The sequence below is a fragment of the Pseudooceanicola aestuariicola genome (genome assembly GCF_045763785.1).
Taxonomy (GTDB): Bacteria; Pseudomonadota; Alphaproteobacteria; order Rhodobacterales; family Rhodobacteraceae; genus Pseudooceanicola.
Map to the genome: position 1 here is coordinate 224,885 of NZ_JBJGSF010000001.1, position 24,856 is coordinate 249,740.

22 protein-coding genes and 1 tRNA gene are annotated in these 24,856 nt (G+C 61.5%); 9 read left to right on the plus strand and 14 right to left on the minus strand.

Features of this window, described 5'->3' with window-relative positions:
- Positions 1–31 precede the first annotated feature (31 nt).
- The 3 genes from ACI3GR_RS00960 to ACI3GR_RS00970 form a co-directional block, all read right to left on the minus strand.
- Positions 32–1,075: a dipeptidase gene (locus tag ACI3GR_RS00960; protein ID WP_407491918.1), complete on the minus strand. Its 1,044-nt coding sequence runs from the start codon at positions 1,073–1,075 to the stop codon at positions 32–34.
- Complete coding sequence (locus ACI3GR_RS00965; protein ID WP_407491919.1) at positions 1,072–2,721, minus strand: thiamine pyrophosphate-binding protein; 1,650 nt, start codon at positions 2,719–2,721, stop codon at positions 1,072–1,074. The genes ACI3GR_RS00960 and ACI3GR_RS00965 overlap by 4 nt, the downstream gene beginning before the upstream one ends.
- A 71-nt stretch (positions 2,722–2,792) precedes the next feature.
- Positions 2,793–2,869 (minus strand) — tRNA-Arg (locus ACI3GR_RS00970).
- A 222-nt stretch (positions 2,870–3,091) separates the two neighbouring features.
- Between ACI3GR_RS00970 and ACI3GR_RS00975 the strand changes: the two genes are divergently transcribed.
- The 3 genes from ACI3GR_RS00975 (at position 3,092) to ACI3GR_RS00985 (ending at position 7,800) form a co-directional block, all read left to right on the plus strand.
- Positions 3,092–5,476 (plus strand): methyl-accepting chemotaxis protein, encoded by a 2,385-nt coding sequence (locus ACI3GR_RS00975; RefSeq protein WP_407491921.1) that lies wholly within the window; start codon positions 3,092–3,094, stop codon positions 5,474–5,476.
- Between the two features lie 96 nt (positions 5,477–5,572).
- On the plus strand, positions 5,573–6,595 hold the full coding sequence (locus ACI3GR_RS00980; RefSeq protein ID WP_407491923.1) for a LacI family DNA-binding transcriptional regulator: 1,023 nt from the start codon (positions 5,573–5,575) through the stop codon (positions 6,593–6,595).
- Positions 6,595–7,800, plus strand: coding sequence for a winged helix-turn-helix domain-containing protein (locus tag ACI3GR_RS00985; RefSeq protein ID WP_407491925.1), 1,206 nt, complete (start codon positions 6,595–6,597; stop codon positions 7,798–7,800). The genes ACI3GR_RS00980 and ACI3GR_RS00985 overlap by 1 nt, the downstream gene beginning before the upstream one ends.
- Before the next feature lie 58 nt (positions 7,801–7,858).
- Here ACI3GR_RS00985 and ACI3GR_RS00990 read toward each other — a convergent pair whose 3' ends face one another.
- The 4 genes from ACI3GR_RS00990 to ACI3GR_RS01005 all read right to left on the minus strand — a co-directional run bounded on the left by ACI3GR_RS00990 (position 7,859) and on the right by ACI3GR_RS01005 (position 12,148).
- Positions 7,859–8,644, minus strand: a complete 786-nt coding sequence (locus tag ACI3GR_RS00990; protein WP_407491926.1) for an FAD binding domain-containing protein — start codon at positions 8,642–8,644, stop codon at positions 7,859–7,861.
- Positions 8,645–8,664: 20 nt separating this feature from the next.
- Positions 8,665–11,031 carry a xanthine dehydrogenase family protein molybdopterin-binding subunit gene (locus tag ACI3GR_RS00995; protein ID WP_407491928.1) on the minus strand — a complete coding sequence of 789 codons (2,367 nt, stop codon included), beginning with the start codon at positions 11,029–11,031 and terminating at the stop codon, positions 8,665–8,667.
- A 77-nt stretch (positions 11,032–11,108) separates the two neighbouring features.
- Positions 11,109–11,594 (minus strand): (2Fe-2S)-binding protein, encoded by a 486-nt coding sequence (locus tag ACI3GR_RS01000; RefSeq protein WP_407493578.1) that lies wholly within the window; start codon positions 11,592–11,594, stop codon positions 11,109–11,111.
- A gap of 38 nt (positions 11,595–11,632) precedes the next feature.
- Positions 11,633–12,148 carry an SRPBCC family protein gene (locus ACI3GR_RS01005; RefSeq protein WP_407491929.1) on the minus strand — a complete coding sequence of 172 codons (516 nt, stop codon included), beginning with the start codon at positions 12,146–12,148 and terminating at the stop codon, positions 11,633–11,635.
- Between the two features lie 306 nt (positions 12,149–12,454).
- Between ACI3GR_RS01005 and ACI3GR_RS01010 the strand changes: the two genes are divergently transcribed.
- From ACI3GR_RS01010 to ACI3GR_RS01035, 6 genes are all read left to right on the plus strand, one after another.
- Positions 12,455–13,597 carry a phosphoserine transaminase gene (locus ACI3GR_RS01010; RefSeq protein ID WP_407491931.1) on the plus strand — a complete coding sequence of 381 codons (1,143 nt, stop codon included), beginning with the start codon at positions 12,455–12,457 and terminating at the stop codon, positions 13,595–13,597.
- A 107-nt stretch (positions 13,598–13,704) separates the two neighbouring features.
- On the plus strand, positions 13,705–15,300 hold the full coding sequence (serA, locus tag ACI3GR_RS01015) for a phosphoglycerate dehydrogenase (protein WP_407491933.1): 1,596 nt from the start codon (positions 13,705–13,707) through the stop codon (positions 15,298–15,300).
- 126 nt (positions 15,301–15,426) lie between these two features.
- The gene (locus ACI3GR_RS01020) at positions 15,427–16,158 is read left to right on the plus strand and encodes a metallophosphoesterase family protein (protein ID WP_407491934.1); all 732 of its coding nucleotides are present in this window, start codon (positions 15,427–15,429) and stop codon (positions 16,156–16,158) included.
- A gap of 96 nt (positions 16,159–16,254) precedes the next feature.
- Positions 16,255–17,433: an acetyl-CoA C-acyltransferase family protein gene (locus ACI3GR_RS01025; protein ID WP_407491936.1), complete on the plus strand. Its 1,179-nt coding sequence runs from the start codon at positions 16,255–16,257 to the stop codon at positions 17,431–17,433.
- Between the two features lie 131 nt (positions 17,434–17,564).
- Complete coding sequence (gene aroQ, locus ACI3GR_RS01030; RefSeq protein WP_407491937.1) at positions 17,565–18,005, plus strand: type II 3-dehydroquinate dehydratase; 441 nt, start codon at positions 17,565–17,567, stop codon at positions 18,003–18,005.
- 3 nt (positions 18,006–18,008) lie between these two features.
- A complete protein-coding gene (locus ACI3GR_RS01035; RefSeq protein ID WP_407491939.1) occupies positions 18,009–18,776 on the plus strand; it encodes an HpcH/HpaI aldolase family protein in 768 nt (255 codons plus the stop codon).
- A gap of 179 nt (positions 18,777–18,955) precedes the next feature.
- Here ACI3GR_RS01035 and ACI3GR_RS01040 read toward each other — a convergent pair whose 3' ends face one another.
- From ACI3GR_RS01040 to pcaG, 7 genes are all read right to left on the minus strand, one after another.
- Complete coding sequence (locus ACI3GR_RS01040; RefSeq protein ID WP_407491940.1) at positions 18,956–19,429, minus strand: DUF3237 domain-containing protein; 474 nt, start codon at positions 19,427–19,429, stop codon at positions 18,956–18,958.
- Positions 19,426–19,713, minus strand: coding sequence for an ArsR/SmtB family transcription factor (locus ACI3GR_RS01045; RefSeq protein WP_407493579.1), 288 nt, complete (start codon positions 19,711–19,713; stop codon positions 19,426–19,428). Before ACI3GR_RS01045 ends, ACI3GR_RS01040 begins: the two co-directional genes overlap by 4 nt.
- Before the next feature lie 117 nt (positions 19,714–19,830).
- Positions 19,831–21,054 (minus strand): mandelate racemase/muconate lactonizing enzyme family protein, encoded by a 1,224-nt coding sequence (locus ACI3GR_RS01050; protein WP_407491942.1) that lies wholly within the window; start codon positions 21,052–21,054, stop codon positions 19,831–19,833.
- 3 nt (positions 21,055–21,057) lie between these two features.
- Positions 21,058–22,143: a zinc-binding dehydrogenase gene (locus ACI3GR_RS01055; RefSeq protein ID WP_407491943.1), complete on the minus strand. Its 1,086-nt coding sequence runs from the start codon at positions 22,141–22,143 to the stop codon at positions 21,058–21,060.
- Between the two features lie 96 nt (positions 22,144–22,239).
- Positions 22,240–23,565, minus strand: a complete 1,326-nt coding sequence (locus tag ACI3GR_RS01060) for a lyase family protein (protein ID WP_407491945.1) — start codon at positions 23,563–23,565, stop codon at positions 22,240–22,242.
- Positions 23,565–24,257: an alpha/beta fold hydrolase gene (locus ACI3GR_RS01065; protein WP_407491946.1), complete on the minus strand. Its 693-nt coding sequence runs from the start codon at positions 24,255–24,257 to the stop codon at positions 23,565–23,567. The genes ACI3GR_RS01060 and ACI3GR_RS01065 overlap by 1 nt, the downstream gene beginning before the upstream one ends.
- On the minus strand, positions 24,257–24,856 hold the full coding sequence (pcaG, locus tag ACI3GR_RS01070) for a protocatechuate 3,4-dioxygenase subunit alpha (protein WP_407491948.1): 600 nt from the start codon (positions 24,854–24,856) through the stop codon (positions 24,257–24,259). Before pcaG ends, ACI3GR_RS01065 begins: the two co-directional genes overlap by 1 nt.

Genomic DNA, 24,856 nt, shown 5'->3' on the forward strand with positions numbered 1-24,856 from the left:
TATGTCTGAACGACGTTAATGGCGTGTTTGGTCACGCGCCCCACGTCGCCCGCTGCACCCTCAGCCAATTGCGATACAACAGCTTTTCCAACAGCGCCTCACCAATTGCATGTGTCACCAGCGCCTCGCTCAGCACGGACAACCCGCTGACGTCCTGCATCCAGTCCGGCACCAAAGCCCCGTCAAAGTCAGACCCAAAGCCGACCCCGTCCTCTCCCATGATGCCAAGCAGATGATCGAGATGCCGCAGCAGATGGTCCACCGGACACTCTGTGATAAACTTGCCATCGGGCCGCAGGAAGCAGGTGCCAAAGTTGATGCCGACCATGCCGTCCGTGTCCGCGATGATCCGCAATTCGTCATCTGTCAGGCAGCGGGCAGAAGGCGTCACCGCATGTGCGTTCGAATGGGTCGCGACCAGCGGTGCGTCGGATAGTGCGGCCACGTCTTTCAACCCGGCCATGTTCAGATGGCTCAGGTCCACCATGATGCGGCGGCGGTTGGATTCGCGGATCAGATCCTTGCCTGCCTCGGTCAGCCCCGGTCCGATGTCCGACGTGGATGGATACCGGAACGGCACCCCATGCCCATAGGCCGTAGGCCGCGACCAGACCGGCCCGAGTGAGCGCAGCCCACGGGCATACAATTCATCCAACTCAGCAAAGTCGGGACCAATCGCTTCGGCCCCTTCCATGTGCAGGACGGCGGCGAGGGTTGGGCCGTGGATCGCGTCCTCGACCTCGGCCGCGGTGGTGCAGGGCGTGATGACCCCAAGCTCGGCCAAGCGGTCGAAATGATCGATGCCTTTGCGGACTTCGCGCAGCGCGGTCGCATGGTCTACTGGATCGGGCAACGGCAGATCGTAGCTGTCGCGCCGCATCGCCGCCATATCCATGCCTGCCGCCCCGGGCGTCGGCACGAACAGCGCAAAGAACCCGCCGCCCAACCCGCCATGTTGTGCGCGAGGCAGGTCAATTTGTCCGGCCTTGTGACCATCCCGCACCTCTTCCGCCGTCATCCGCCCAAGCGTCATTTTCAGCAGCAGATCGTTATGGCCATCAAAGAACGGGATCACGAGGACGCCCCCCGAACTTCGGACAGGGTTTTGCCGATCGTCAGCGCCTCGGGGTCAAGGAAGCAGTGGATCAAGGCAGGCTTACCGCTCGCTTTGGCGCGGGTGAACGCCTCGGCAAAATCGGCCGAGTCCCGCACTGTTTCGGCATGACAGCCAAAGCTGACCGCCATAGCCGCAAAGTCGGGGTTCTTCAGATCGGTGGCAGAGACCCGACCGGGATATTCGCGTTCCTGATGCATCCGGATCGTGCCCAGCATGCCGTTATCCACCACGACGACGATCAGCGGAATGTCATATTGCGCGGCGGTTGCCAGTTCCTGCACCGTCATCATGATGTCGCCGTCACCCGCCACGCAGACCACGTCACGTTCTGGCCGGTGTCGTTTCGCCATCACCGCGGCAGGCAGGCCATAGCCCATCGACCCAGAGGTCGGCGCCAGTTGAGACCCCTGATCCCGGAACCGGTAATGCCGGTTGATCCACGTCGCGAAATTGCCCGCACCATTGGTGATCGCTGCGTCGGGCCCAAGCGTGTCGCGCAACCAGCAGATCACGTCGCCCATCTGGAACGACCCGGGCAAGGGCAGGGGATAAGTGGACCAGTCAAGATAATTGGAACGTAACGTCTCGACCCATTCCGATTGTTTGTTCGGGCCGGGAAGGTCCGCCACCGCCTCGGCAAAGCCGCCCGCGGTACCGATCAGGCCAAGGCCCGGTTGATAGACGCGCCCGATCTCTTCTGGGTCGGGGTGCAGATGGACGATCCGGTCATCCGCCACGCCAATGTCGAACAGGGTGTAGTTCTGCGATGGGCTTTCCGACATGCGCCCGCCCAGCATCAGCACCAGATCGGCGTCCTTGACCGCCTGCACCAGCTTGGGCGCGGCCCCGATGGACAGATCGCCGACATAGTTCGGATGGTCCGCCGGAAAGGACCCGCCGCGCCGGAATTGCACGGCGACAGGCAGGGCAAAACGTTCCGCAAAGCCGATCATCGCGTCCCGCGCGTCACCTCGCCATCCACCGCCGCCAAGGATAGCAATCGGGCGCTCGGCCTTTTCTAACCGTTCCGTCAGCGCGGCGATCCCGCCTGACGACGGCGCCATCTCAATCGGCTCTGCCTTTGGCGCGTCGGCCACGTCGACCACGTCGGTCAGCATGTCTTCGGGCAGGGCGATGACCACGGGGCCGGGTCGGCCTTGGGTGGCCACGCGGAACGCCCGCGCCACCAGTTCGGGGATACGCGCCGCATCGTCGATCTCGAACGCCCATTTGGCCATCGTGCCAAAGACCGCGCCGTAATCCAGTTCCTGAAACGCCTCGCGATAGCGCATTTTGCGGCCGATCTGACCGACGAACAGGATCATCGGCGTGCTGTCCTGCATCGCCACATGCACGCCTGCCGCCGCATTGGTCGCCCCCGGCCCGCGGGTCACGAAACAGATGCCCGGACGCCCCGTCATCTTGCCATAGGCCTCCGCCATCATGGCCGCGCCGCCTTCTTGCCGACAGGTCAGCAGGTCCACGCCCGACCCGATCAGTGCATCCAGTACCGCCAGATAGCTTTCGCCCGGCACACAGGTGGCCCGATCGACCCCCTGTATCATCAACTGATCCACAAGAATGCGTGCGCCGGTCCGGTCCATGTCCGCCCCCCAAGTAATGCCAAATCGTGTTGCCCCGCACATTGGCGGCTTTGACGCGGAATGGAAAGCGGTGGTGATCCCGGCAGGATTCGAACCTGCAACCTGCCCCTTAGGAGGGGGCTGCTCTATCCAGTTGAGCCACGGGACCACGCGCGCCTCTCATAACGAAGGTGGGGCGCGCTGTCATGTCTGCGCGCACTGAAACGGTCGAAAAATCGTGGGGGCGCAAAAACATGCAGGAAAAATGCGTCAAGGAAGGCCGATGTTAAGACTTGGCGGGTCATGGTGCGCCCAAGTCCGCCCGGAATCCGCCGGGTGGCATGTCTTGCGATTGCGGGAAATCCGCGAAACCCAGCCAAAGGACCACGTTATGTCGGCACCTGTGACCAGCCTTTCCGCTAGCTCTGCTGGTGGATTGTCCCGTATGAACCCCCTGAACCTTGTCGCGCAAATGCGTCTTGCCGCGAAGCTACCCTTTATCATCGTATCGCTTGGCGCGCTGATCGCGGCGGTGATCGCGATCACGTCGTTCTTCAACGCCCGGTCGATCCTGATGGAAGAGATTGAGCGTAAGTTCGAATCCAGCCTGCACAGCCGAACACTGGAATTGGAAAAGCTTTTCGAAGAGTCTGAAAAGTCTATCATTTCCGAGGCTGCCAATCCCACCACGCTGGCTGCGATCAACAGTTTTTCGCTGGCATGGCGCACGTTGGGGGAAGGTCAGACACAGGCGCTGCAGCAGGCCTATATCCACCAAAACCCCAATCCTGCCGGGCAAAAAGATGCGTTAATGGCGGTTGGCGACGGATCGCAATATGACCTCGTACATGCCAAGTACCACGCCTATTATCGGATGATGATGTTGGAACATGGCTTCTACGACCTGTTCCTGATCGATGCCGACGGCAACGTTGTCTACAGCGTCTATAAAGAGGCTGATTTTGCCACCAACCTAAACGATGGCCAATGGCGCGGGACAGACCTGGCAAATGCCTATCGATCCGCCATGTCGATGAACACTGGCGAAACCGCCTTTTTTGATTTCAGTGAGTACGCGCCCAGTGGTGGCGCCCCGGCAAGCTTTATGGCCACCCCGATCATGGTCGGCGCAGAGGTCAAAGGCGTTCTGGTTCTGCAGATGCCTGTTGGTCAGTTGAACGACATCCTGAACAACGACACCGGCTTTGGCGAAACCGGTGAAACCTACGCCGTCGGTGATGATTTCAAGGCCCGGTCAGATTCGCGGTTCGAAGGCGGTCAGGCGTTTCTGCAGACTGTGAAAAAGACGGCCTATCTGACCGAAACTCTGGAAAGCGGCAAATCCGCGTTCATCACGGTACCCGGACGTCTTGGCGGCACGGACCACGTGATGGCAGAACCAATGAATTTTCATGGTGTCACCTGGGCCATCGCCGCCCGGCAAAGCGATGCAGAACTGATGGCGCCGATCACCGAATTGCGCAACATGCTGCTGATGCAGATCACCGCGCTGATGGCTGGTCTGGCTCTTATCGGCTGGCTGGTCGGGGCCGCGATTGCAAAGCCTTTCGGCGTGGTCGGACAGCGCCTGCAGGGAATGGCCGATGGCGATCTCAGCACCCCGGTCCCAATGACAGAGCGTCGCGAAGATGTCGGCGACTTGGCCCGCAACCTTGAAAGCCTGCGCAGCAAGCTGGAAGTGGCAGAGCATGAGCAGATCCGCAACGATCAGAAAGCGCAGGAACAGCAACAGGTTGTCCAGCATCTGACCCGAAACATCGGTGCGCTGGCTCAGGGCAACCTGACTGCTCAGATCGAGGTGGCCTTCGCGCCGGAATATGAAGACCTGCGCCATGCCTTCAACGCGGCATTGGCCAAGCTGAACGAAACTGTCGCTGCCCTTCTATCGGCTGCGCAGGAAATCGACGGCAATGCCCGCGATGTGGAAAACGCCTCCAACGATCTTAGTCAAAAGGCTATCGAACAGGCGGCCAGCCTGGAAGAAACGGCCGCGGCCATTACCGAACTGTCGGCCTCGGTCAAGTCAACGGCCGACGCGGCCAGCGATGCAGACAGCGTTATGGGCCGGGCCAAGGCCGATGCGGTCACCAGCGGTCAGGTCGTGAGCCAAGCGATGACCGCGATGGACAAGATCTCGACCTCGTCGCAGAAGATCACGCAAGTAACCTCTGTGATCGAAGACCTGGCGTTCCAGACCAACCTTCTGGCCCTGAACGCCGGCGTCGAAGCTGCCCGCGCAGGCGAAGCGGGGCGTGGCTTTGCGGTCGTCGCCTCCGAGGTGCGGGCGCTTGCGCAACGCTCCTCCGATGCCGCGAAAGAGATCAACACGCTGATCCTGGAAAGTGCGGACAACGTGGCCAGCGGTGTGGAGTTGGTGGAACGGGCCGGAAGCTCTTTCGAAAGCCTGATCGGCGATTTTGACAAGGTATCCAGCTCTGTATCGTCGATCGCCTCTGCCGCGCGCGAACAATCGGTCGGCCTGCAGGAAATCAACACGGCGGTCGACCAGTTGGACGGCGTGACCCAGAAAAACGCCGCCGTCGCCAGCCAGGTGCATGGAACCGGCAAAACGATGGTGCAGGAGGCGAACAAGCTCATGCAGGTCTCTGCCGCCTTCAAGGTCGACACCAGCAAGGTCGCGAACTCTCCGGCACCGGTGCCGACCCAGCCTGTTGCGCCGGCGCGGCAGATGGTCGTCAACGACCGGATCGCAAGTGCGGCCGATGTGTCGGATGACGAATGGGCAGAGTTTTAAGTGAAGATAAGCAACGGCGGGGATCGCTCGCCGTTGCCGCTTGAACGGTGTCAGGGGGCAGAGTAGGATTCGGTATCAGTTACAGGAACCTACGCTTTGCCCCCCAACGATCGCCGCCCCCTGACCCTTCGTGACGTATCAGAAGCTTCGGGAGTGTCGGAAATGACGGTCAGCCGGGTACTGCGCAACCGCGGCGACGTATCCGCCGCCACTCGCGAAAAGGTGTTGGAGGCCGCGACCCGTCTTGGGTATGTGCCCAACAAGATTGCGGGCGCATTGGCCAGCCAAAGGGTCAACCTGATCGCGGTGATCATCCCTTCCTTGTCGAACATGGTCTTTCCCGAAGTTATGTCGGGCATCAGCCGCGTGCTGGAGGAGACAGAGCTGCAACCGGTGGTTGGCGTAACAGACTATTCGCCGGAAAAAGAACAGCGGGTCCTGTACGAAATGCTTTCGTGGCGTCCATCGGGCGTGATCGTCGCGGGGCTGGAGCATTCCGACCCATCTCGCACCATGCTGGCCGAAGCCGGGATCCCGGTGGTGGAAATCATGGACGTGGACGGTCAGCCCATCGACGCGGCGGTGGGTATTTCGCATCGCCGGGCCGGTCGCGAAATGGGCAACGCTATCCTGAAGGCGGGCTATAAACGGATTGGTTTCATGGGGACCAAACTGGGCCTCGACCACCGCGCGCGCAAACGGTTCGAAGGCTTCACCGAGGCGCTGGCAAAAGGCGGGGTGGAGATCGAGGATCAGGAATTCTACAGCGACGGATCGGCCTTGGCGAAGGGTCGTGAGATGACGATCCAGATGATGAAGCGCTCTCCTGACTTGGACTTTCTCTATTACTCCAATGACATGATCGGTGCGGGTGGTCTGCTGTGGCTGCAAGAGCAGGGGTACGACATACCGAACCGCATCGGGCTGGCGGGGTTCAACGACGTGCAGTTCTTGCATGGGTTGCCGACGAAACTGGCCACGATGGATTCCTGCCGTCAGGATATCGGGCGGCGTGCGGCAGAGTTGATCCTGAAGCGGTTGAATGGCGAAGAGGCCGAGAGCGGCAAGATCGAGCTGACGCCCAAAATCAATCTGGGTGACACCCTGCGCGCCAGCTGATGGCCCGCGCGGTTCTGGATAATCAAACCGCGCGACGGCTGTTTCTGCACAAACACCTTCTGGGCACCCCACCCGTTGGGCCGGGGAAGGGCGATGATCTGCTGAGCGTGATCCGCGATCTGGGTTTCGTTCAGGTCGATAGCGTCAGCACGGTTGAACGCGCGCACCATATGATCCTGTTTGCTCGTCGACCGGCCTATCGCCCTAAGGCGCTGACCCGATTGTTGGAAAAGGATCGGCTGCTGTTTGAACACTGGACGCATGACGCGGCGATCATTCCTGCAGAGTTCTATCGTTATTGGCATCTGCCGTTCCGTAGGTCTTATGAGCGTTTATCGCAGAAGTGGCAGAACTGGCAGGGTGGGGCGTATCTGGACGAATTGCAGCGGGTGTTGGACCATGTCGCTGAAAACGGGGCCTGCAAGTCGTCAGAACTGATCGCGGATGAGCATCGCGGGCAGTCTGGTGGATGGTGGAACTGGCATCCGTCCAAGGCGGCGTTGGAGTTTTTGTGGCGGACCGGACAGCTTGCGATTTCGAAGCGTCAGGGATTTCAGAAATTTTATGAAATTCCGGAAAAGGCCTATCCTGATCCCTGCGCTGAGCCTGTGCCGGACAATGGCGAGGCTATCGAATGGTTCTGTACCGAAGCACTGAACCGTCTAGGCTTTGCAACGTCCGGAGAGATCGCGGCCTTCTGGGATCACGTCTTCCCTGCCGAGGCAAAGGACTGGGTCGCTGAAGGATTGGCGTCAGGTCGCCTGCAGGAAATCGATGTTTTGGGCGTGGATGGCAAGCCGCGCAAATCCGTCGTCTGGCCCGGCACGGTCGAGGCGGCGCTAACTCTGGACCCAGCCCCAAACCGGGTCCGCATCCTAAGCCCTTTCGACCCGGCGCTGAGGGACCGCACGCGTGCTGAGCGGTTGTTCGGGTTCTTCTATCGCATTGAAATCTTTGTGCCGGAGGTTAAACGCCAATACGGGTATTATGTCTTTCCCATCCTCGAAGGCGAAACGCTGATTGGTCGGATCGATATGAAGGCGGATCGCAAAAACCGCGTTCTGGACGTGACCAAGCTTTGGCTAGAGCCGGGCGTGAAACCCGCAAAAGGGCGGCTGGCAAAGCTGGATGCCGAATTGAACCGGATGGCGCGCTTTGCTGAATGTGACAGGGTCAATTACGCTAAGGATTGGGTGCAGGCCTAAATGCGAAACGCCACCCCAAGGGATGGCGTTTCAGATTTTTCAGAAATCCCAGACGATATCAGGAGCAGGCAGTAACAGCCCTACCGGTCAGAACCTTCACAAGGTTCGCCCGGTAGGCCGCTGACCCGTGCAGATCGCTGATCATGTCGTCCGACGGCACAGACAGACCAGAGATCGCGTCGGCCGAGAAGTTCGACGACAGAGCCTCTTCGGCTTCCGTCCAGCGGAACACGCCGTTGTTCGACGCACCCGTCACGGCCACGCGGACCCCGTCGGAATACTTCGCGACGAACACGCCCGTCAGGGCAAAGCGCGACGCGGGCTGTTCGAACTTCTGATAGTTCGACGCCTCTGGGATCGGGAACTTGACGGCGGTGATGATCTCACCTTCTTCAAGCGCCGTGGCGAACATGCCTTCAAAGTAGTCGTCCGCCGCGATTTCCCGCGAATTGGTCACGATGGTCGCGCCCGACGCCAAAGCCGCCGCCGGATAGCAGGCCGACGGGTCATTGTTGGCTAGCGATCCGCCGATGGTCCCGCGGTTGCGCACCGCAGGATCACCGATGTTGGACGCCAGGGCCGCGAGGCCCGGGTAATCCGACGCCTCGGCTGCGACGGTGGCGTGGTTGGTTGCCCCACCAATCGTCAACGTGCCGCCAGAAGAGGACACGCCGACCAGATCGGAAATCCCCAAAAGGCTGACCAGCTTTGACGGCTGGTTCAGGCGTTGTTTCATCGTCGGGATCAGGGTTTGCCCGCCCGACAGCGGCTGCGCGTCTTCGTCTTTAAGCGCCGCCACGGCCTCATCCACAGAGGAGGGTTTGACGAATTCAAAGTTATACATCTTGTTTCTCCTATCGTGACTTAGCCGTTCATCGCGGACCAGACCCGCGACGGGGACAGGGGCATGTCGATATGTTCGACAGCATGACCGTTCCGGTTCAGCGCGTCCAGCACCGCATTCACCAGCGCGGGCGGGGATCCGATCGCACCGGCCTCACCACAGCCTTTAACGCCAAGCGGGTTGTGCGTGCAGGGCGTCTGGCAGGAATGGTCGACCGTGATCATCGGAATGTCCGATGCGCGCGGCATGGCGTAGTCCATGTAGGACGCCGACAGCAACTGACCGTCCGCATCATACGAACAGTTTTCCAGCATGGCCTGACCAATGCCCTGACCCACGCCACCGTGGACCTGACCTTCGACGATCATCGGGTTGACGACGTTGCCGAAGTCATCCGCCGCGGTAAAGTTCAGCACGTCGACTTTGCCGGTGCCTTCGTCCACTTCGACTTCACAGATGTAGGTGCCCGACGGGTAGGTGAAGTTCGCGGGGTCGTAGAACGCCGTTTCCTCCAGCCCCGGTTCGATCGAATCCAGCGGATAGTTGTGCGGCACGTAAGCGGCCAGCGTCACATCCCCCCAAGCCAGCGATTTATCGGTGCCAGCAACGGTGAATTGACCGTCCTTCAGCTCGATATCGCCTTCGGCAGCTTCCATCATATGGGCCGCGATCTTCTTGGCCTTGTTGATGATCTTTTCGGTCGCGCGGAACATCGCGGACCCGCCCACGGCGAGGGAGCGGGAGCCATAGGTGCCCATGCCCATCGGCGTGTTGGCGGTGTCGCCGTGCACGATTTCCACCTGATCCGCGCTGATGCCAATCATGTCGGCGATCACCTGCGGGAAGGTCGTTTCATGTCCCTGACCATGGCTGTGCGATCCGGTCATGACCACGATGCCGCCAGTGGCGTTGACGCGAACGGTAGCGGATTCGTACAGACCGGCGCGGGCGCCCAGCTGACCAACAAGGTTCGACGGTGCGATGCCGCAGGCCTCGATATAGTTGGAAATGCCCAGACCGCGCATCTTGCCGTTCTTCTTCGACTCTTCTGCCCGCGCTTCGAACCCGGCGACGTCGGCCAGTTCAAGCGCCTTGTCCAGCGTGGCGTGGTAGTTGCCGGTGTCGTATTCCACCGCGACCGGGGTCGCATAGGGGAACTGGTCAGGCTTAATAAAGTTCTGACGACGCAGTTCCGCCGGATCGACGCCCAGTTCGCGGGCACATTTGTCGATGCAGCGTTCCAGCTGATAGGTCGCCTCGGGCCGGCCAGCGCCGCGATAGGCGTCGACAGGCACGGTGTTGGTAAAGACGGCCTTCACGTTCACGTAGACAAGCGGCGTGCGATAGTTGCCCGCCATCAGCGTGCCGTGCAGCCACGTCGGAACCGACGGTGCGAAGGTCGACAGATATGCGCCCATGTTGGCGTAGGTGTCGGTGCGCAGTGCGGTAAAGTTATTGTCGGCGTCCAGAGCGATCTGGATCTTCGACACGTGGTCACGGCCATGCGCGTCGGACACAAAAGCCTCGGACCGCGAGGACGTCCATTTGACCGGGCGCTTCAGCTGTTTTGCTGCGAAGGTACAGAAGGCTTCTTCGGCGTAGTGGAAGATCTTGGTGCCGAAACCACCGCCCACGTCAGGGGCCACAACGCGCAGCTTATGCTCGGGGATACCCAGAACGAATGCGCCCATCAGCAGGCGGATCACATGCGGGTTCTGCGACGTGGTATACAGCGTCGACATGTCGTCATGCGCGGTATAGTCGCCGACGGCCACGCGCGGCTCCATCGGGTTGGCGACAAGGCGGTTGTTCACCAGCTCTAGCGTGGTGACATGGGCTGCCTTCTCGAAAGCTTCGTCCACGGCGGCCTTGTTTTCTTCGACGAAACCCCAGTCGTAGCAAAGGTTCGAGGTCAGGTCGTCATGCACCTTGGGCGCGCCATCCTTGACGGCGTCCTTCATGTTGATGACCGCCGGAAGCTCATCGTAATCCACGACGATCGCTTCGGCCGCATCGCGCGCTTCTTCGATGCTGTCAGCGACGACGGCGGCGATGATTTCACCGACGTGGCGAATTTTGCCCTCGGCCAGGATCGGGTGCTTGGGTTCCTGCATGGGTTGGCCATGCTTGTCCGTCACCTGCCAGCCACAGGGCAGACCGCCCACACCGTCGAAATCGGCGGCGGTGAAGATTCGGTGCACACCGGGCATGTCCGCAGCGGACGAGGTGTCGACGGAATTCAGCGTCGCATGTGCCACGTCAGAGCGCAGGAAATGCACATAGAGTTGCTTGTTCAGGTTGATGTCGTCCGTGTACCGGCCTTGACCGGTCAGGAAACGAAGGTCTTCGCGCCGCTTGGTGCTGGCGCCAATGCCGTCCTTAGGCATGGGTATTCCTCCCTTTGGGGTGGCGCCTCCTCCGGCGCCGATGTCATGTCACGGCGCACAGGCGCCGGGATAATGGCTTATTCTGCTGCGACCGCAGGCACGTCCTGACCGGATGCGGCCAGCGCGGCTTTGACGATGTTGTGGTAGCCGGTGCAGCGGCAGATGTTGCCTTCCAGATGGTGGCGGATTTCGGCCTCGGTCGGCTTGGGGTTCACCTCAAGCAGCGACGTGATCGCCATCACCATGCCCGGCGTGCAGAACCCGCACTGAAGCCCGTGATGATCCTGAAACGCCTGCTGAACCTTGGACAGCGTGCCATCGGAATTCGCCATGCCTTCGATGGTGGCGACGTCTGCGCCATCCGCTTCTGCGGCGAACATGGTGCAGGATTTGACCTGCTTGCCATTCACGTGAACCGTGCAGGCGCCGCATTGCGACGTGTCACAGCCGATGTGAGTGCCCGTCAGGCCCAGTTCTTCCCGCAGGAAGCTGGACAGAAGGGTGCGGCCTTCGGCGTCTCCGGACATGGTCTTGCCATTGACCGTCATTGAAATTTTCATGATTTCCTCCCTATTGCTTGCTTATTTCGCTGGCGGATGGATCAGCTTGTCAGCCGTTTGAACCATCCCTTTTTGGGCTGATCGCCCGGGCCTTCCTCTGCCTCGGCCTCTTCTTTCGGGCCTTCGACAGCATTGGCGAAATTCTCGAAAAACTGGTCGGCCATCTTTTTGGCGAACCCGTCGATGATGCGGCTGCCCAGCTGGGCCAGTTTGCCGCCAACTTTGGCTTCGACGTCGTAATGCAGACGCGTGCCGCCTTCGATCGGCTCCAGCCGGACGTCGGCGCCGCCCTTGGCGAAACCGGCCGCGCCGCCTTTGCCTTCGCCCGACAGGGTCAGGCTTTCGGGCGCATTCATGTTCGACACCGTCACTGTTCCCTTGAACGTGGCTTTCACCGGGCCGACCTTTTGAACCACGGTGGCCTCGAACCCGTCTTCCGGCGTTCCGGTCAGTTCCTGACAACCCGGCACGCATTCTTTCAGCACATCCGGTGTCAGAAGCGCAGCGTAGACGGTCTCTTGATCCGCCGAGATATCGCGGGAATCGGTAAGTTGCATAAAGAGCCTCCAATTTTATGCGAGCCTAGCGTGACTCGGCTACCCCGCAATCGCAAAGAGTGAAATGCCGCCTTTTTGGGTCTGTTTCACGGATCTGTCTCAGGCCTGAGACACTTTGATCGGACCCACGGTGCACAAGGCCGGGGAAGGGTGCGCGCGGTCCAGTTGCGACACGGCGAGCCATTTGCGACCTAATGGCGCGAATTTCCGTCATTTCTGTCATTGCCTGTTTACGGAATCAGGCCTATATGCGGCGGCGGGACACCCCTCCCCAACGAGGGGCGCTTGACTGGAAGGTTACCATCAATGGCGAACAACGCTCCGGCATCGCGGCCGGCTAATCCGCGATTCTCCTCTGGCCCCTGTGCCAAGATCCCCACATTTGAACTGTCCAAATTGTCCGACGCCGCTTTGGGTCGGTCGCACCGTGCTGCGATTGGCAAGGAAAAGCTGAAAGCCGCGATCGAAGAAACGCGCGACATTCTGGGCATCCCCGCTGACTACAAGATCGGCATTGTTCCCGCGTCCGACACCGGCGCGGTCGAAATGGCCATGTGGTCCCTGCTCGGCGCGCGCAAGGCGACGATGATCGCATGGGAAAGCTTTGGCTCTGGCTGGGTCACCGACGTGGTCAAACAGCTGAAGATCGACGCCGAAGTGAAAGAAGCCGGTTATGGTGAAATCGTCGATTTCGCTACCGTGGACTTCGACACCGACGTGGTTTTCACTTGGAACGGCACGACCTCGGGCGTGCGTGTCCCCAATGGCAACGCGATCCCGGCAGACCGCGAAGGCCTGACCATCTGCGACGCGACCAGTGCCGCCTTCGCGCAGGACCTGCCGTGGGACAAATTGGATGTGACCACCTTCTCTTGGCAGAAGGTGATGGGCGGCGAAGCGGCGCATGGGATGCTGATCCTGTCGCCCCGCGCGGTCGAACGTCTGGAATCCTACACCCCCGCATGGCCGATGCCGAAGATCTTCCGCATGACCAAAGGCGGCAAGCTGATCGACGGTATCTTCAAGGGTGAAACGATCAACACGCCCTCCATGCTGGCGGTCGAAGATTACCTTGTCGCGCTGGATTGGGCGCGCTCGGTCGGTGGGCTGAAGGGCCTGATGGATCGCGCGACGGCCAACGCCAAGGTCATCTGGGATTTCTGCGATCAGAAGGATTGGATCGCCAACCTCGCCGTTGATCCGGCGACGCGGTCCAACACCTCTGTCTGCCTGAAGTTCACGGACGATCGCATCAAGGACGGCGCAACCTTTGCCAAGGCCGTTGCCAAACGGCTGGAGGCCGAAGGCGTGGCACTGGACATTGGCGCCTATCGTGACGCCCCCGCCGGTCTGCGGATCTGGTGTGGTGCCACGGTCGAGACGTCAGACGTCGAAGCCCTGATGCCCTGGCTGGAATACGCCTTCGACGCCGAGATCGCAGCGCAGTAACGGTGTGGCGGGGTGAACCCCGCCCTACACCCCTGACACTCGTAGGGCGGGGTTCACCCCGCCTTCGCCCGACAAATCAAGACATATCAAATTGAGGAGCGCCCACCATGGCCCCCAAAGTACTCGTATCCGACAAGCTTTCGGAAACCGCCGTTCAGATCTTCCGCGACCGCGGCATCGATGTGGATTTCATGCCCGACCTTGGTAAGGACAAGGAAAAGCTGGCCGAGGTGATTGGCCAGTATGACGGTCTTGCCATCCGGTCCAACACTAAGGTCACTGCCGCCCTGCTGGAAAAAGCCGACAACCTGAAGGTCGTTGGCCGTGCAGGCATCGGCACCGACAACGTAGACAAAGACGCCGCGTCGAAAAAAGGCGTGATCGTCATGAACACGCCCTTCGGCAACATGATCACGACTGCCGAACACGCCATCGCGATGATGTTCGCCGTTGCCCGCCAACTGCCCGAAGCGTCCGCTTCGACCCACGCGGGCAAGTGGGAAAAGTCCAAGTTCATGGGCGTGGAACTGACCGGCAAGACCCTTGGCGTCATCGGCGCGGGCAACATCGGTGGCATCGTCTGCGACCGCGCCCGTGGCCTGAAGATGAAGGTCGTGGCCTACGACCCCTTCCTTGGCGAAGAAAAGGCCGAGAAGATGGGCGTCGAAAAGGTCGAGCTGGACGAACTGCTGTCCCGCGCGGACTTCATCACCCTGCACGTGCCGCTGACCGATCAGACGCGCAACATCCTGTCCAAGGAAAACCTTGCCAAAACCAAGAAGGGCGTGCGCATCATCAACTGTGCCCGTGGCGGTTTGGTCGACGAAGAGGCGCTGGCCGAGCTGCTGAAATCCGGCCATGTCGCTGGCGCTGGCTTTGACGTTTTCGCCGAAGAACCGGCGACGGAAAACGTGCTGTTCAACCTGCCCAACGTCGTCTGCACGCCGCACCTGGGCGCATCCACGACCGAAGCACAGGAAAACGTGGCCCTTCAGGTCGCGGAACAGATGTCCAACTATCTGATCGACGGTGCGGTGGAAAACGCCCTGAACATGCCGTCGATGACCGCCGAAGAAGCCAAGGTCATGGGCCCCTGGGTCGCGCTGTCTGGCCATCTGGGCGCGTTCATCGGCCAGATGACGGACGAACCGGTCAAGGCGATCAACATCCTCTACGATGGCGTCGTGGCCGACATGAACCTTGCCGCGCTCAACTGCTCGGTCATTGCGGGGATCATGAAGAAATCGAACCCGGACGTGAACCTTGTCTCGGCTCCGGTCGTCGCCAAGGAACGCGGCATCCAAATCTCGACCACCAATCAGGACAAATCCGGCGCGTTCGAAGGTTACATCAAAGTCACCGTTGTCACCGAAAAGCGGGAACGCTCTGTCGCGGGCACGGTCTTTAGCGACGGCAAGCCGCGCTTTATCCAGATCAAAGGCATCAACGTCGATGCCGAGGTCGGTCCCCACATGCTCTATACCACGAACGAAGACGTGCCGGGCATCATCGGGACACTTGGCTCGACCCTTGGGGAACACGGCGCAAACATCGCGAACTTTACCCTTGGCCGCGCGGCAGCGGGTGGCGAAGCGATCGCGCTGCTGTACCTCGACGACGCGCCGAGCGATACCGCGCTCAAGGCGCTGGCCGACACTGGCAAGTTCCGCCAGATCAAGCCGCTGACCTTCGACGCGGTCTGATCTGACAACCTGATCCTGCGCCGTCCCCATCCAAGGGGGCGGCGTTTTCACTTCGGACCTGTTGCTTGGCGTCGGGCCACCCTACCTTGCAGGCAGTCCATCCCCGAAAGCGAGCCGCGCCACCTCATGCCGAACGCCCCCCTTTACGTCATTCCCGATATTCACGGTCACGCCGACCAATTGGACCGTGTCCTGACCCATATCGAAGCGGACGGTGGCAATGACGCACGGATCATCTTTCTGGGCGATTACGTTGACCGCGGTCCCGACAGCCGTAGTGTGCTGGACCGGCTGATCGCGGGACGGGACGCAGGACGCGACTGGCGGTTTCTGCGTGGCAACCACGACCGCATGATGCAATGGTTTATGGAGCCTGTGCCGCGTTGGGATCCGCACTGGATGGTCGGGATGCACTGGTTCCATCCGCGCATCGGCGGCGTCGAAACCATGGGGTCTTATGGCGTGACGGCCGATGACACCCGACGGTTCAAAGAGGTCCACGCCGACGCGATCAAAGCCGTTCCCGCCGCCCACGTCCATTTCCTGAACAACCTCGAAAATCTGATCCACCTTGACGGTCTGTTGTTCGTGCACGCGGGCATCCGCCCCGGCGTGCCCCTAGCCGATCAAACCGAAGAAGACCTGATCTGGATCCGCGAACCGTTTCTGTCGGATGACCGGGATCACCCTACACTGGTCGTCCACGGGCATACCGCGCTGGAACAGGCGACGCATTTCGGCAATCGCATCGATCTGGATGGCGGCGCGGCCTACGGTCGTCCTCTCGTCGCCGCAGTTTTCGAAGGCCGTGACTGCTGGACGCTAACCGACAGCGGGCGTCAGGCTCTGACACCCTAGCACGCAAACATGCGGCCTCTGCGTTGCAACTTGCGGCGCGGCGGGGCATCAACGACTTAACTGGCGGCGCAGCCCGCCCCCAATGGGAGAGATCTTATGGAAGATATCGTCATTCTCAGCGGCGCACGCACCGCAATCGGCACCTTCGGTGGCAGCCTTGCAGGTACCCCGCCGACGCAGCTGGGCACCGTGGTCGCCAAAGCCGCGCTGGAACGTGCGGGCGTCGAAGGTGGTCAGATCGGTCACGTTGCCTATGGTCACGTCATCAACACCGAACCGCGCGACATGTACGTCTCGCGCGTGGCGGCAATCGATGCGGGCATCCCAGACACGACCCCCGCGATGAACGTCAACCGCCTGTGTGGCTCTGGCGCGCAGGCCATCGTATCGGTCGCGCAATCTCTGATGCTGGGCGATGCGGACTTTGGTCTGGCAGGCGGCGCGGAATGCATGTCCCGGTCGCCGTTCATCATCCCCGATCAGCGCTGGGGCGCCAAGATGGGCGATGTGCGCACGCAAGACATGATGCTGGGCGCGCTTAACTGCCCCTTTGGCACCGGCCACATGGGCGTGACGGCGGAAAACGTGTCTGGCGAACATGACATCAGCCGCGAGGCGCAGGACGCATTCGCACTGGAAAGCCAGAAGCGCGCCGCCGCCGCCATCGAAGCGGGCTACTTCAAAGACCAGATCGTGCCCGTCATGGTGAAACAGCGCCGCGAAGAAGTGGCCTTCGACACCGACGAACACGTCAAGGCGAACACCACGCTGGAAGGTCTGGCAGGTCTGCGTCCGGCGTTCAAAAAGGATGGCACCGTCACCGCGGGCAACGCATCCGGCATCAACGACGGTGCGGCAGCGCTGGTGATGGCCCGTGCCTCGGCGGCGGAAAAGGCGGGTCTGAAACCGCGCGCCCGCATCCTTGGCTATGCACACGCAGGTGTCCGCCCCGAGGTCATGGGCATCGGCCCGATCCCCGCGGTCGAGATGCTGTTGAAACGCACCGGCCTGTCGGTCGAAGATTTCGACGTGATTGAGTCGAACGAAGCCTTCGCTGCGCAGGCGCTGGCGGTGAACAAGGGTCTTGGCCTCGACGCGGCCAAGGTGAACCCCAACGGCGGCGCGATCGCACTGGGCCACCCCGTGGGCGCGACCGGCGCGATAATCACCGTCAAGGCGCTGTACGAGCTTGAGCGTATCGGCGGATCGAAGGCGCTGATCACCATGTGCATCGGCGGTGGTCAGGGCATCGCACTGGCCATCGAACGCATGTGATCCGACCTCAGGTTTGACTATCGAAGGGCGGCCCAAGGGTCGCCCTTTCGCATTCCAGCACATCAGCAACCGTATGGCGTCATGGCCCAAACATGCTATGACCACCCGGAGTTACCCACCCCGAGGCCCCAATGACCAAGCCCATCGCCATCCTGAACGGCCCCAACCTGAACCTGCTGGGCCAGCGCCAGCCTGAAATCTACGGGGCCGATACGCTGGCCGACGTCGAAAAGCTTTGTGCCGACACGGCAGAGGTGCTGGGAACCTCGACCACCTTCTTCCAGTCGAACCATGAAGGCGAGATTGTCGAGGCGATCCATCAGGCCCGCCATGACGCATCCGCCATCGTCATCAACCCGGCCGCCTACACCCATACATCCGTCGCAATTCTGGATGCGCTGAACGCCTTCGACGGCCCCGTGATCGAGGTGCATATCTCGAACGTCCACAAGCGCGAGGCATTCCGCCACCATTCCTATGTCTCGGCCCGTGCCGATGCCGTCATCGCGGGCTGTGGGGTGCAAGGCTATGCCCTCGCCATCCAGCGCGTCGCCACTCTGTTGAAAGCGTAACCCATGGATTTGCCCAAGAACCGGTTTAAAGCCGCGCTGAAAGAAGGCCGCCATCAGGTCGGCTTCTGGAACACAATCGCTGGCCCTATCGTGCCCGAAGCGCTCGCAGCCCATGGATTCGATTGGATCGTGGTTGATACGGAACACACCACGACCGAAGCGTTTCAGGTCCACGCCTCGCTTCAGGCCATCGCGGCCTATCCCGAGGTCTCGGCGGTGGTGCGGCCCGTGTCCAACGACCCGGCCTATATCAAACGCTACCTCGACATGGGCGCGCAGACGTTGATGATCCCCTTCGTCCAATCGGTGGAAGAGGCGGAGGCAGCGGTCACTGCCATGCGCTATCCGCCGCGCGGCATCCGCGGCATGGCCGGCGGCACCCGCGCGTCGCGCTATGGTATGGTCAAAGATTATATGACCCGCGCCGAGGAAGAGCTGTGCCTGATCGTGCAGGTCGAAACCGTCGACGCGATGGAGCACTTGGAAGACATCGCGCAGGTCGACGGTGTGGATGCGGTGTTCATCGGTCCTGCGGACCTGTCAGGCTCTATGGGCCATCCCGGCAATCAGGCGCACCCGGACGTGGTGGCGGCGATCGAGGACGGGTTCTCCCGCCTGAAAAAGATCGGCGTTCCCTCGGGCATCCTGACGCTGAACGAAGATTTCGCCCGTCGGCTGATGGACCTTGGGTCCGGCTTTACCGCAATCGGGACGGATATTTCGTCGATGATGCGTGACGTGGGCGCAGTCAAAGGGCGGCTGGCAAAGTGACGCGCTGACGCGCGTGCCTCCGGCGGGGATATTTTCACGACCAAAGAAGTCGGGGCCACGTCCCTTGTTCTTCTGGTTCGAAAATACCTTGGGGGTCCCGGGGGCAAAGCTTCCGAGAAGGTTCGCATTGGGCAAAGCCCCCGAAAAGGTGCGTATGGGGCAACGCCCCGAAATGGCGCCTAGTCCACCGTGTAAAGAGATACGGTCACACCCAGTTGCTGGCGCGATCCGGTGCCGATGAACAACGTGCGGTTCACCCAATCATAGCGCGGATCGCCGGTTTCCAGTCGCGCCTGCGTGCGCATGTAATATTGGTCCGCCGGAACCACTTCGCCCGCCATGATGCGCTTTAGAACCTCTTCGGGTCCGTGGCGATAGCCGTAGTTGATGATCTCGATCACCGCGCCATCGTGGGTTTCCATCGCGTAGCGCGTGTCCAGTTCGGCGACGCCACTGGGCCAAATGGTTTGCCAATCTGCACCGAGGTTCAGCAATTTGCCGTTCAGCTTTGGTCCTTCGACGCGGCCTCCGATGATCGGGATGATGCGGCGATGACCCGCGCGGCCCTGTCCCATTTCGCGGATCGGGTCCAGTTCCACGTGCAGATCGCAGACATGGGTCAGGCCGGGGGCCGGGTGGGTGGCTTGGGTCATTGTGTGGGGCCGCAGAACTGACGGTAAAGCAGGCCGATGACCTCGGAGACCTGTTCGTTGGCGAGGCTGTAATACACCGCTTTGCCGTCGCGCCGGGTGCTGACGAACCCTTCGTCGCGCAGTCGCGCGAGCATCTGGCTGACCGCCGCCTGACGCATGCCCAGAAGCTCTTCGAGTTCCCCGACCGAGCGTTCGCCGCCGCCGAGGTGACACAGGATCATCAGACGCCCTTCATGCGCCAGCGTCTTTAGAAACGCGGCGGCGCTTTCGGCGTTTTTCTCCATCTCGAGAGGAGAGACTGAGGGTTGAATCTCGGCCAAGTGCGGCAATCCTTTGTTGTATCTGACGAAGTTTTTACCACGTAGATCTGGCCTTGTGTAGATCCCGGTCAAGTGCGTGGCTTATTCGCGTGGCGCGCCCCCGGCAAAGCTGTTGCCCTGTGCGTAATCACAGGGCGCTTCCTGCATCTCAAGGTGCAGTGCGGTGCCAGTGTAAGGGTGCGCGCGGGCCAGATCCTCATCCACCTCAATCCCGAGGCCCGGGGTGTCCGGGGGGCGAACAAAGCCACCCTCGACCTTGATCGCACCTTTGATCAGGTCGTTATGGAATGCGGTTTCGATCGTCTCAATCATCAGCAGGTTCGGGCAACTCGTCGCCAGATGGATGTTGGCGGCCCATTCGATCGGCCCCGCATAAAGATGCGGCGCAATCTGTGCGCCCGCGGCTTCGGCCAGCGTCGCGATCTTTTTGCCTTCCCAGATGCCTCCTACGCGGCCCACTGCGGGTTGCAGAATACGCACGCCAGCCTGCAATAGCGCCGCGAACTCCGCCTTGGTCGTCAGGCGTTCCCCGGCGGATACAGGGATGGTTGTCGCGGCCTGTACGGCGGCGATGCCCGCCCAATCATCCGGTGGCACCGGTTCTTCGAACCACAGCGGGTCATAAGCCGCGATGGCCTGTGCCAGCCGGATCGCGCCGTCCGCCGTGAACTGTCCGTGTGTGCCAAATAGCAGATCGGCCTTTGTCCCCACGGCCTCCCGAATGGCGCGGCAGAAGGAGGCTGACAGGGCGATATCCGTTAGCGCAGGGCTATGTCCGCCGCGGATCGTATAGGGCCCCGCAGGGTCGAATTTCACCGCCGTATAGCCACGCGAGATCAGATCGCCCGCGCTCTCTGCCGCCATCTCGGGCGAGGTCCAGAAGTCCGGCAAGGGATGGTGCGGCAGCGGATAAAGGTAGGAATAGGCCCGCAGACGATCGTTCATCTTGCCGCCTAGCAGGGCCCAGACCGGGCGACCCCGATCTTTGCCAAGGATGTCCCAGCACGCGATCTCTAGCCCTGAAAACGCGCCCATCACGGTGGGGTCTGGCCGTTGCGTGAAACCCGCCGAATAGGCGCGGCGGAACATCAGTTCGATATTTTCTGGGTTTTCGCCCGCCATGTGCCGGTTGAACACGTCGGCGATCACGGCGCGCATCGCATCCGGACCAACGCTGGTGGCGTAACATTCGCCCCAGCCGATTAGCCCGGTGTCGGTGGTCAGCTTGACCAATATCCAGTACTGACCGCCCCAACCCGGTGCGGGTGGGGCGGTGATGATGATATCGCAGCTATCCAGCCGCATCCGTTACTTGAAGACGATGACGTTGCGCCGGGCCGCGCCGGACTTGGTGTCTTCGATCGCTTCGTTGACCTGATCCAGAGTCCAGCGTCCCGAAATCAGCTCGTCCAGCTTCAGGCGACCCTGTTTGTACATGTCGATGATCCACGGAATGTCGCGTTTCACCACGACGTCGCCCATCATCGACCCGACGATTCCCTGACCTTGGTTGGCCATGACCAGCGGCGAATAGGAGGACGTCTTGTCACCATGCGGCAGGCCCACCATGACGACGCGACCACCAGCGCCAAGGTAGCGCGGCGCCTGATCATAGACCTGCGCGGCCCCGACGGTCACCAGAACAGCGTCCGCGCCTTTGCCGAGCATCTTTTTCACTTCGGACCAAGGCTTGCCTTCGGCCAGAACCACGTCGGTCGCGCCGAATTCCTTAGCCACTTCAAGTTTTTCGGGCAGCATGTCCACGGCCACGACGCGGCGCGCCCCGGCGATTTTGGCGCCTTGGATGGCGTTCAGACCCACACCGCCTGCGCCGATGACGACGACGTCCTGACCCACTTCGATGTCGGCGGCGAAAACAGCCGCGCCAACGCCGGTGATCACGCCGCAAGAAATCAGCGATGCCACATCCTTGGCCATATCATCCGGGATCACACAGATCTGCGACTGGTCGACCACGACCTTTTCCGCAAAAGCGCCCGAGGCCATAGCTTGGAAAATCGGCTCTCCATTCTCGTCCGAGATGGGGGATCCTGCCATGTTGTCCTTGGGCGTCGCGCAGATCGTCGGCTTGCCCGATTGGCAGGGAGTGCAGTGGCCGCAGGAATGGATCAGCGTGACGCAGACGCTGTCGCCTTCTTTGATGCCCATAACGCCGTCACCGACCGAGGTGACGATACCAGCCGCTTCGTGGCCGTAAACTGCAGGCAATGCGCCGCCGAATCCGCCCTGCCAGAACGAGATGTCGGAATGGCAGATTGCCACCGCTTCGATATCGACAGCCACTTCGCCCATGCCCGGCGCGCGCAGCTGGACCTCTTCGATCTTAAGGGGCGTGTTGAATTCCCGGCATACTGCCGCGCGTACCTTTTGCATGTGATCCTCCCAGTGATTGACCAAACCTGTACATTCAGGCGCACCTTAGGCAAGGCCGGATTGGAATTCCACTATTCGGAAGAATTTTCCGCAACGTCAAGTGGCGCGGGCGGCTTTCGCAAATGCGCGGGCCTGATCGGCCGCGTCGCCCAGCTGGCCTTCGGGGCCAAAAACGGGGCTCAGGTCGATATCCGGAAAGGCCTGCTGCGCCGCGTCCTGAAGCTGCGCGCCAGAGCTGATCACCTCTTTGCACAGGCGTTTCACTTCGGCCTGCGCATCGGGGCGGGGCATGTGGGACGACAAATGAAAGCTGAGCGCCTCGGCCTGCATCAGGCCTTGCGACTGGTCAAAGGCGGCTTTCATGGCGTCCGCGTTCGGGGTCAGCCCCGGGACCATCTGACGGGCGGTTTCCACGCAGGCGGCCGCCGCCAAGCAAAGCTGGGGCACCACCATCCATTCGGTGAACCACGCGGCACCGTCGCGCTGCTGGCGCGCCATGCCAGCGCCTTGCAGCGTGGCGTTCAATCCCACCGCATGGCGCGCGGTGGCCACCAGAACGGCGGGCTGCACGGGGTTCTGTTTCTGCGGCATGGTGGACGATCCGCCCGCCTTACCCAAACGGATTTCGCCGACACCGGATTGCGCCATGATGGTCAGGTCTTCGCCCATCTTGGCCAAAGCGATCGAGACGCGGGCCAGCCATTCGGCGACCTTCAAGACCGGGCTGCGATCCGCATGCCAGCTGCGGCCCGGATCACCAAGGCCAAGGCCTTTGGCCAATGCCGCGCGCAGGGCAGGGGCCTTATCGCCCCAGACCGATCCCGTACCGGCTGCGCCAGATAGCGACACGAGGAGAGAGGCCTTCACCCCCTCCAAATCGGCCAGACAGTCGATCAGCGGCTGCCCCCAGCCTGCGACGACCGACCCAAAGGACACGGGCGTCGCATATTGCCCATAGGTCCGCCCCGCCATCGGTAGGTCGGCGTTGTCTTCTGCCAATGTGCCAAGCGTGCGAACGGTTTCGTGCAATGCGGTTTCGACCAGCCCCAACAACTGGCGCAGCCGCAGCATCAGACCGCTGTCCACGATGTCTTGGGACGTCGCGCCCCAATGTACGTACTGCGCGTGTTCCGGCGCTTGCATTTCGTCCCGGAAGGCCGTGACCAGACCCGGCACCGGCACGCCGTTGACCGCCGCCGCAGCGCCCAAACCGCCTGGGTCCAGCGCGATTTCCAGTGACGCACGGTGGATAGCCTTGGCGGACAATTCCGGGATGATGCCCAATTCGCCCTGTGCCTTGGCCAGCGCGCCTTCGACGATCATCATCGCGCGCACTTCTGCGGTGTCGGTGAACAGCTTTGACGCCTCGCCCGCATCGAAAAGCTTGTGATAGATTGCGCTGTCGTGGACGGAACCGGCCATTATGCCCCCAAGTCGTTCAGATGTTTGGCCAGACCGGCCGGGTCGGACAGGAACGGCGAATGACCCGTGTCCATGCGCCGGATGGCCGTGATGCCAGCCGCCATCCGGTCCTGATCCACAGCAGGGATCACCCGGTCTTGGGTGCAGACGATGACCGCCTTGTCGGCGCTGTCGAAATTCGCGCCCAGCTGGATCGGATCGCGGTGCGGGTCAGAGGGTTCATAGCAAATCCGCTCTAGCGCCCAGTCCATCGTTGCCTGATCCGCATCATTATACAGGGCCGGCCCCGCGCCATCGGTATCAAAGCAATAGCTGAGCTTATCCTCGGCCCGTTTGAACCGCACCTCTGCGCGTTCCCCCGTCAGCGCGCCCATAAGCCCGCCGACCGTATCGCCGTTCTGGGGGATCAACGCGGCGACATAGATCAGACGTTCAACCCGGTCCGGCGCGCGTTCGGCAGCGGCTGAAATCGCCAGACCGCCCGCAGAATGGCCCACCAGAACGGCCGACCCGTCATAGGCCGCCAGAACCGCCTCGGCTTGATCTGCCAAACTCAATCCCGCAACGCCGCCGCCGCGTCCGGGCAGGTCGATGGCCGATACGGAATGTCCCTGCGCTTGTAACGCAGGGACAATGTCACGCCAGCACCATGCGCCGTGGCAGGCGCCGTGCACGAGGATGAAGTGGGTCATCAGATATCCAGAAATACCGTTTCCTTGTCGCCCTGAAGGACAACGTTAAAGGTATACTGACCGTCCCCGGTCTTCTTGGCAATCAAGGTATCCACACGCAGGCGCTGTTCGATCCGCGCCAGCAGGGGGTCACTGTCGTTGTCTTCATCTTCGAAATAAATCCGGGTCTGAAGGCCGACGTTGATCCCGCGCGCCACCACCCAGATCGAGATATGGGGCGCCTGCTTTCCGCCACCGCGCGCCGGAACGGCCCCGGGTTTGACGGTGCGCAGGGTGAACTTGCCGCTGTCTGCGTCTGCCGCGAAGCGGCAAAAGCCCGAAACGGATGGGTCCGCGCCGTCTTGGCCGGGGAATTTGCCCGCTGCATCGGCCTGCCAGGATTCCAGCATCGCGTCGCGCAGCGCCCAGCCGGTGCCGTCGATGACCTCTCCGGTGATCTCGATGATCTGACCTTTGGCACCATCGGCAATCGGGCTTCCCCCGATTTCCTGATCGTAGGCACCTGCATTGCCCGCGTAGGTCGGCATACAGCCGATGTGGACGTAAGGGCCTGCCGTCTGGGACGGGGTTTCGATCAGACTGTCCAGTTTCTGTACCAT

What these genes read in the sequence shown, in the direction of transcription:
- ACI3GR_RS01045 (WP_407493579.1), bottom strand. Translation starts at nt 19,713, where the DNA reads ATGGAGAAAAACGCCGAAAGCGCCGCCGCGTTTCTAAAGACGCTGGCG.
- ACI3GR_RS01065 (WP_407491946.1), bottom strand. Translation starts at nt 24,257, where the DNA reads ATGACCCACTTCATCCTCGTGCACGGCGCCTGCCACGGCGCATGGTGC.
- ACI3GR_RS01025 (WP_407491936.1), top strand. Translation starts at nt 16,255, where the DNA reads ATGGAAGATATCGTCATTCTCAGCGGCGCACGCACCGCAATCGGCACC.
- ACI3GR_RS00965 (WP_407491919.1), bottom strand. Translation starts at nt 2,721, where the DNA reads ATGGACCGGACCGGCGCACGCATTCTTGTGGATCAGTTGATGATACAG.
- ACI3GR_RS00990 (WP_407491926.1), bottom strand. Translation starts at nt 8,644, where the DNA reads ATGTATAACTTTGAATTCGTCAAACCCTCCTCTGTGGATGAGGCCGTG.
- aroQ (WP_407491937.1), top strand. Translation starts at nt 17,565, where the DNA reads ATGACCAAGCCCATCGCCATCCTGAACGGCCCCAACCTGAACCTGCTG.
- ACI3GR_RS01020 (WP_407491934.1), top strand. Translation starts at nt 15,427, where the DNA reads ATGCCGAACGCCCCCCTTTACGTCATTCCCGATATTCACGGTCACGCC.
- ACI3GR_RS01035 (WP_407491939.1), top strand. Translation starts at nt 18,009, where the DNA reads ATGGATTTGCCCAAGAACCGGTTTAAAGCCGCGCTGAAAGAAGGCCGC.
- ACI3GR_RS01060 (WP_407491945.1), bottom strand. Translation starts at nt 23,565, where the DNA reads ATGGCCGGTTCCGTCCACGACAGCGCAATCTATCACAAGCTTTTCGAT.
- ACI3GR_RS00975 (WP_407491921.1), top strand. Translation starts at nt 3,092, where the DNA reads ATGTCGGCACCTGTGACCAGCCTTTCCGCTAGCTCTGCTGGTGGATTG.
- pcaG (WP_407491948.1), bottom strand. Translation starts at nt 24,856, where the DNA reads ATGGTACAGAAACTGGACAGTCTGATCGAAACCCCGTCCCAGACGGCA.
- ACI3GR_RS00995 (WP_407491928.1), bottom strand. Translation starts at nt 11,031, where the DNA reads ATGCCTAAGGACGGCATTGGCGCCAGCACCAAGCGGCGCGAAGACCTT.
- ACI3GR_RS01040 (WP_407491940.1), bottom strand. Translation starts at nt 19,429, where the DNA reads ATGACCCAAGCCACCCACCCGGCCCCCGGCCTGACCCATGTCTGCGAT.
- ACI3GR_RS00985 (WP_407491925.1), top strand. Translation starts at nt 6,595, where the DNA reads ATGGCCCGCGCGGTTCTGGATAATCAAACCGCGCGACGGCTGTTTCTG.
- ACI3GR_RS01055 (WP_407491943.1), bottom strand. Translation starts at nt 22,143, where the DNA reads ATGCAAAAGGTACGCGCGGCAGTATGCCGGGAATTCAACACGCCCCTT.
- ACI3GR_RS01050 (WP_407491942.1), bottom strand. Translation starts at nt 21,054, where the DNA reads ATGCGGCTGGATAGCTGCGATATCATCATCACCGCCCCACCCGCACCG.
- ACI3GR_RS01005 (WP_407491929.1), bottom strand. Translation starts at nt 12,148, where the DNA reads ATGCAACTTACCGATTCCCGCGATATCTCGGCGGATCAAGAGACCGTC.
- ACI3GR_RS01010 (WP_407491931.1), top strand. Translation starts at nt 12,455, where the DNA reads ATGGCGAACAACGCTCCGGCATCGCGGCCGGCTAATCCGCGATTCTCC.
- serA (WP_407491933.1), top strand. Translation starts at nt 13,705, where the DNA reads ATGGCCCCCAAAGTACTCGTATCCGACAAGCTTTCGGAAACCGCCGTT.